The sequence below is a fragment of the Stenotrophomonas sp. 2YAF22 genome, assembly GCF_052114665.1.
Classification (GTDB): Bacteria; Pseudomonadota; Gammaproteobacteria; order Xanthomonadales; family Xanthomonadaceae; genus Stenotrophomonas; species Stenotrophomonas indicatrix.
Window position 1 is genome coordinate 1 of the sequence record NZ_JBFRFE010000244.1, and the last position, 5696, is coordinate 5696.

Below are 5696 nucleotides of genomic sequence, written 5' to 3' on the forward strand. Positions count from 1 at the left end.
GAGCCAGACCGACTTCGACTCACTGCTGCGCGCTGCCGACGCGGCGATGTACGCGGCCAAGGAAGCCGGTCGCAATACCTATCAGTATTACAGCCAGGACGCGCTGGCGCGGATCCAGCGGCGGCTGGAGATCGAGCACGGCCTGCATGGCGCCATCGAGCGCGACGAGTTCAGCCTGGCCTATCAGCCGCTGCTGCACGCCCATCACGGCGAGCCGCCGGCGATCGAAGCGCTGCTGCGCTGGCACCGTCCGGGGATCGGCTACTGCAGCCCTGCGGAGTTCATTCCGATCGCCGAAAAGTGCGGCGAAATCGTCCGCATCGGCGACTGGGTATTGTCCGAAGCCTGTCGCCAGGCAGCCGCGTGGGATCGCGCCGGCCTGCATTTCGAGCGCATTGCGGTAAACGTGTCAGCGGTGCAGTTGCGTGATCGCGGTTTCGCCGAGCGGGTGATCGAGATCTGCCACGCGCACGGCTGGCCGCCGCAACGRCTGGAGCTGGAACTGACCGAATCAGCCCTGATCCGTGACACCGACATCCTGCGCCACTGTTTCGATGTGCTTGAACGGCATGGCGTGCCGCTGGCGGTCGATGACTTCGGTACCGGCTTCTCCAACCTCAACTACCTCAACCGCTTCCCGGTTGGTCGCCTGAAGATCGATCGCAGCTTCGTGCAGGGCATGCTGCATGATTCCGGTACCGCCGAGGTCACCCAGGCCATAGTGCACCTCGGCCACGCGCTGGGCATGAAAGTGGTGGCCGAGGGCGTGGAAACGCACCAGGAAGAGGACATGCTGCGCCGCCAAGGCTGCGACGAGATCCAGGGCTACCTGTACTCGCGCCCGCTCAGCCCGCGCGACCTGGCGCAGTGGCTGCGCCAGCAGCATGCCGCACCCGGCCGCACCGATGCCGCCAGCGAAGTGGTGCTGGCGCGCTGAGGCGATGAAGAGCAAGTCCCTTCCGGAAGAAAAGTGCAGTCGTAGTGCTCGCGGATGCTGGAGTACGCTCAGATGCCGCGCTGGCGAATGGCTCGACGATCCAGATGTTGCCAGCGATATGCGCATGATCGAGCTGTTCGTGCTCATGGGGCTCGGCACATGGGCCGGCATCGTCGAACTTCAGGCGCAATTGCCGGATGCGATGATCGTTACTGCTTCGTTTGACTTCATTGGTAGCATCGTCTCGTTCGTGACGAATACCTATCTTGTGCTGTATCTCTTTTTCAGACGGCGGCTCCAGAGTGACCGCGTAAAATTCACCTTTGGCATATTGCTGGTGCTCAGTGCAAGCGTGAACTACCTGAGTTTCGAGCAGTTGACAGACCGCTTGGCGCAGATATCAACGTGGTGGCCCGGTACCTCATGGCAGTTGAACTTGACGCTGCTGGCATCAACTGTGAAAAACGTGATCGCATTCGGCTTCGGTGCCATCGGTGCCGGGATTGCATCGAGTGTCGTCAGCCGCCACAGCCGGGAGGCGCCACAGTCCAAAGGGAGTACCAATTGAAGCGCATCCACGCATGGCGTGGATCTACTTCGGTTCGGTAACCAGCCGCTGTGGAAACTCGGACCGCAGCCGTGCGCGCACCGCTTCGACCACGTTGGCATAGCGTCGCAGCTGGATGTAGTAGCCCATGTAGAACAGCAGCAGGGCCACCAGCATCGGCCACGCCGCTGGCCGGATCAGAACGATCGGCACCAGCATCAGCGTCAGGCCCAGCGCGAACCAGCTGCACAGCCCGACTACCTGCACCTCCCGGCGCCGCGCGTCAATCACCACCCGACCGCGCATCAGCGGAAAGTAGCGACCGCCGAAGCTGGGGGCGAAGCTCTCGCGAAAGGCGATGCTGCCGTCAGGCAGCGCATGGAATACCAGGCGCAACCAGGTGTCGGTCGGCAGGTCATGCTCCAGGCCAGCGAGCGAAAGCTGGGCCAGCTCTGCAGGCGTAGCAGCGATGCGTTGGTTGAACAGGACGATACCGGTACGGAAGAAAAACGGCGCCCACATCACCAGCAGCAGGACCTCGACCAGCAGCAAGGTAATCAAGGCGATGGCCATCGGTCTTCCATGAACGGGACCGGCGCATCATGCCATGGGAGAGCGACGGGCAGCGGCGCTGTGGGCCCGAGTGCGTGCAGCAGGTCAGACGCCTTTCGGGACTGACTTGGGTCAATCTTCTTCTACCAGGTCGCTTAGATCCAGGATCTGCGGATTGACGCTGCTGGCAACGATGCTTCTGATCAATCCCGGGCGGCCACGAAGCGAGTAGGCACGCATCGTATGGATGGGACTGAATTCTTCCATGGGATAGGTCGAGTGCCCCACGATCACGGGTCTGTTGAAGTGGACGTCCTTGGGGTCGTCCAATGGCAAGGTCCACCTTCCACCGTGTGCCAGACTGACGGTCTCCCCTAGATATCGGGCGAGTATGACCCTCAGGGAGTCCCGCTCGTCCTCGGACAGCGTGGCTGCCATCAAGTCATGCAGGCGCTCCAGCCTGTCGAAGCTTTCGGGGCTCCTATCCAGTTCAATGCCATGCATTTGAGCCTGCGCGACCAGCCACTCAATCTGGTCGTCCATGATCATCAGAAAGTCATCGAAGACCTCGCGGGCCTTTCCAAGGTCGAGCGCCATTTTGAATCCTGAGCAGCAGGGCGGAGCGGGGAGTCTGTCCCGCTTTCGCAGCTCAAGCCATGCAATAAATCTGAAAGCACTGTCGGCAGAGAGCGCCGATCGATGCAGTAGATTTGAGACTGCAGTCGTTCAGGTGAAAGCCATCCACGCATGGCGTGGATCTACTTCAACGCACTGCCATCCAGCCCCAGGTCCCACGCCAACCCCAGCAGGTCGTCGCCGGCCACAACCGGGGCAGGGCGCGCATCGGCCAGCTGCTGCAGCTCCTGTATTTCTTCGCGGGCCACCTCTTCCAGCTGGCGCAGCTGCTCACGTACGCCCGCATTGCGCGGGCGCTCGTTCTCGTTGATCGGGGGCAGGGCGCGGATCAGGGTCATGGTGCGCTTGCAGGATGCATCCAAAGGCGGGTCACACGCAAAGGCCCCGGCAGAACCGGGGCCTCGCACGCTGCCGGAAGGGGCAGCGGACATCAGGATCAGAACAGCTCGACCGTACCGGCGCCCATGCTCTGCTGGGCAACCGGCTTGTGCGGCGGACGCTCCCATTCGCTGCGCAGTTCGCGCAGGCGGCTGCCGGTGCGCTGCAGGGCAGAGGCGATTTCCTCGTCGAACACGCCGCCGTTGCGATGCAGCAGTTCCTGCAGGGCCACGGCTTCGCGGTTGATCGCGGTCAGGCGGTCCAGGTGGGTATGCACGCCGCCCAGCGCCTGGGTGGCGATGTCCTCGAACTGCAGGGCGCGCACGGCTTCGGCCACGCTGCCGTCGATCGAACGCGCGCAGTCGGACACTTCGCGCATGCCGTCACCCAGCGACGCATTGATCTGCGCCACGTTGTCCAGCATCGCCGCGGCTTCCTGACGCGCTTCACGGGAACGGTCCATATCGCGCGAGGCCATGTGCGAAACCGTCTCGCGGACCTTGGCGATGGCGTCCTTGGAGCTGTGCGCCAACTTTCGGATCTGTTCGTTGAACGTGGTCGAACGCTCGGACAGGTTGCGGACCTCGTCGGCAACCACGGCGAAACCACGACCGGCTTCACCGGCACGCGCAGCTTCGATGGCGGCGTTCAGGGCGAGCAGGTTGGTCTGGTCGGCAATCGACTTGACGTCTTCCAGCAGCGCGAAGATGCCATCCAGGTGCTGCGCCATCTGGTCGATGTGCTGCACGGTGGTGCTGCTCTGGCCGCTGACCTGCTCCAGCGCTTCCACCAGCTGTTCCATGCGGTGGCTGGCGTGCTGGGCGAAGCGGGCAACGTCGAGGCCGGCGCCGCCTTCGTCACCGGCGCGGTCGACGATGCGTGACAGGGCCTGGCTCTGCTGGCGCGACTTGCGGTTCATGGCATCGAAGCTGCCGCCGAGGCTGGAGACGGCCTGGCGGATCAGGTCGCGGGCGCGTTCCACTTCACCACGCGAACCGTCGATCTCGTTGCCGACGAAGTTGCGCAGTTCGGTCAGCAGCTGGTCCTGCTCACGCAGGACACGGGCATGTTCCGGGGAACGGTGCGCCTGGGCGCGGGCGGTCCACCACGCAAAGCCGAGCCAGCTCAGCGTCATCGTGGTCAGGATCGCCCAACGCAGGGCGACCGGCCATTCGAAACCGATGGCGAAGGGGAGCAGCAGGGTCAGAGCCAGGGGGGCGGCCAGACGGATGAAAATGCGTGAGTACATGGACGTTCTCGGGAGGTGCACGGAGGATGTATCGGCCGTACCCCCTTTCTCTTTAACGTCGATGTGCTTCGAAATGCATTCTGAATGCGCCGGTTTTCCGGCGCTGCCGGGCTGTTCGGGGTCAGAGCCCTTTCCGTGCCGGAAAGGGATCCGACCCCATGGCCTCAGGCCAGCTGCCGGTCCACGGCCTCGACCATGGCCTTGCGGCTGAGCAGGAAGTCCCAGTAGCTGCCACCCAGCTGCCGCCACAGCACAGCGGCACGCACGGCGGCCAGAAGCAGCGCGCGGATCTCGGCCACCACGCCGGCCTGGCCCAGGTAATGCGGGTTGCCCTGCACCATGACCCGCGGCTTGAGGTGGCTGATGGTATCTGCATACAGGCCGCCCAGCGCGGCCAGCACATCGGGGTGGCCGCTGTCACCCAGCTCGGTGGCCTGGCGCTGCGCGCGCTCGATGCCCGAGGCGACCTTGTTTACGGTGGCCCCGTCCTGCACGAAGCGGCGCTCCAGCTGCAGCACCGACAGGGCCAGCTTGGGCAGGATCGGGTCCTGGCCCTGGTTGCGGAAATGGTTGTGCAGCAGGCGCAGGCCCGACTTCAGCGCGTGCCGGTCGCCAAACACCGCCTGCGGCGAGGACGCATCGATGCGGAACACGCTGTCCACGGCGGTGCGCACGGCAGCGGCATCGGAATGGCCGGTATCGGCGATACGGCGTACCTGCTGCAGGGCCTGGGCAATGCCGGCCAAAGCCAGAACGCGGTCGTCGACAGTGAAACTCATGCAGCGATTACCTCAAAAGGAGAAGGGGTGGTGCGCAGGCGCTGTTCCAGCGGCGCGTCGGTGGCGGCGATCACCGCGCCACCCAGGCAGACCTCACCGTCATACAGCACCAGGGATTGCCCGGGGGTGACTGCACGCTGCGGCCGGGCGAAGGTGACCTGTACGCTGCCATCGTCCAGCACATCCACCGTGCACGGCTCATCGGGCTGGCGGTAGCGGGTCTGCGCGGTGCATTCAAAACGCCGTGCCGGTGGTGCGCCGGCAATCCAGTGCGCGGTCTCCGAGCGCAGCCTGTTGGACAGCATCCACGGGCTGTCACGGTCCTGGTCCACGTACAGCACGTTGCTGGCCACGTCCTTGCCGACCACATACCAGGGCGCGGCAGGGCGGCCGCGCACGCCGCCGATGTTCAGGCCTTCGCGCTGGCCTAGGGTGAAATAGAAGACGCCAGGATGTTCGGCGATCACGCTGCCATCGCTGGGATCGAGGATCTGCCCGGCCTTGGCCGGCAGGTAGCGCCCAAGGAACTCACGGAAATCGCGCTCGCCGATGAAGCAGATGCCGGTGGAGTCCTTCTTGGCATGGGTCGGCAGGCTGACGTCGCGGGCAATCCGGCGC

The 5696-nt window shown here is 64.4% G+C and carries 8 protein-coding genes; 2 read left to right on the forward strand and 6 right to left on the reverse strand.

The window, feature by feature from the left end; genetic code table 11:
* On the forward strand, nt 1-937 hold a 937-nt coding region (locus AB4Y84_RS11255), incomplete at its 5' end, for a putative bifunctional diguanylate cyclase/phosphodiesterase (RefSeq protein ID WP_442250138.1).
* A gap of 124 nt (nt 938-1061) precedes the next feature.
* A complete protein-coding gene (locus AB4Y84_RS11260) occupies nt 1062-1505 on the forward strand; it encodes a hypothetical protein (protein ID WP_394198510.1) in 444 nt (147 codons plus the stop codon).
* Nucleotides 1506-1529: 24 nt separating this feature from the next.
* Here the strand turns inward: AB4Y84_RS11260 and AB4Y84_RS11265 are convergent, their stop codons facing one another.
* The 6 genes from AB4Y84_RS11265 to AB4Y84_RS11290 form a co-directional block, all read right to left on the reverse strand.
* Complete coding sequence (locus tag AB4Y84_RS11265; protein WP_394198512.1) at nt 1530-2057, reverse strand: hypothetical protein; 528 nt, start codon at nt 2055-2057, stop codon at nt 1530-1532.
* A gap of 111 nt (nt 2058-2168) precedes the next feature.
* A complete protein-coding gene (locus AB4Y84_RS11270; RefSeq protein ID WP_442243510.1) occupies nt 2169-2633 on the reverse strand; it encodes a hypothetical protein in 465 nt (154 codons plus the stop codon).
* A 161-nt stretch (nt 2634-2794) separates the two neighbouring features.
* A complete protein-coding gene (locus tag AB4Y84_RS11275; RefSeq protein WP_442243511.1) occupies nt 2795-3010 on the reverse strand; it encodes a hypothetical protein in 216 nt (71 codons plus the stop codon).
* Nucleotides 3011-3108: 98 nt separating this feature from the next.
* The gene (locus AB4Y84_RS11280; RefSeq protein WP_100552494.1) at nt 3109-4299 is read right to left on the reverse strand and encodes a methyl-accepting chemotaxis protein; all 1191 of its coding nucleotides are present in this window, start codon (nt 4297-4299) and stop codon (nt 3109-3111) included.
* Between the two features lie 164 nt (nt 4300-4463).
* Nucleotides 4464-5078 carry a high frequency lysogenization protein HflD gene (gene hflD / locus AB4Y84_RS11285; RefSeq protein WP_176020744.1) on the reverse strand — a complete coding sequence of 205 codons (615 nt, stop codon included), beginning with the start codon at nt 5076-5078 and terminating at the stop codon, nt 4464-4466.
* Nucleotides 5075-5696: aminomethyltransferase beta-barrel domain-containing protein (locus tag AB4Y84_RS11290; RefSeq protein WP_442250139.1), on the reverse strand; the 622-nt coding region annotated here is incomplete at its 5' end. The genes AB4Y84_RS11290 and hflD, both read right to left, overlap by 4 nt.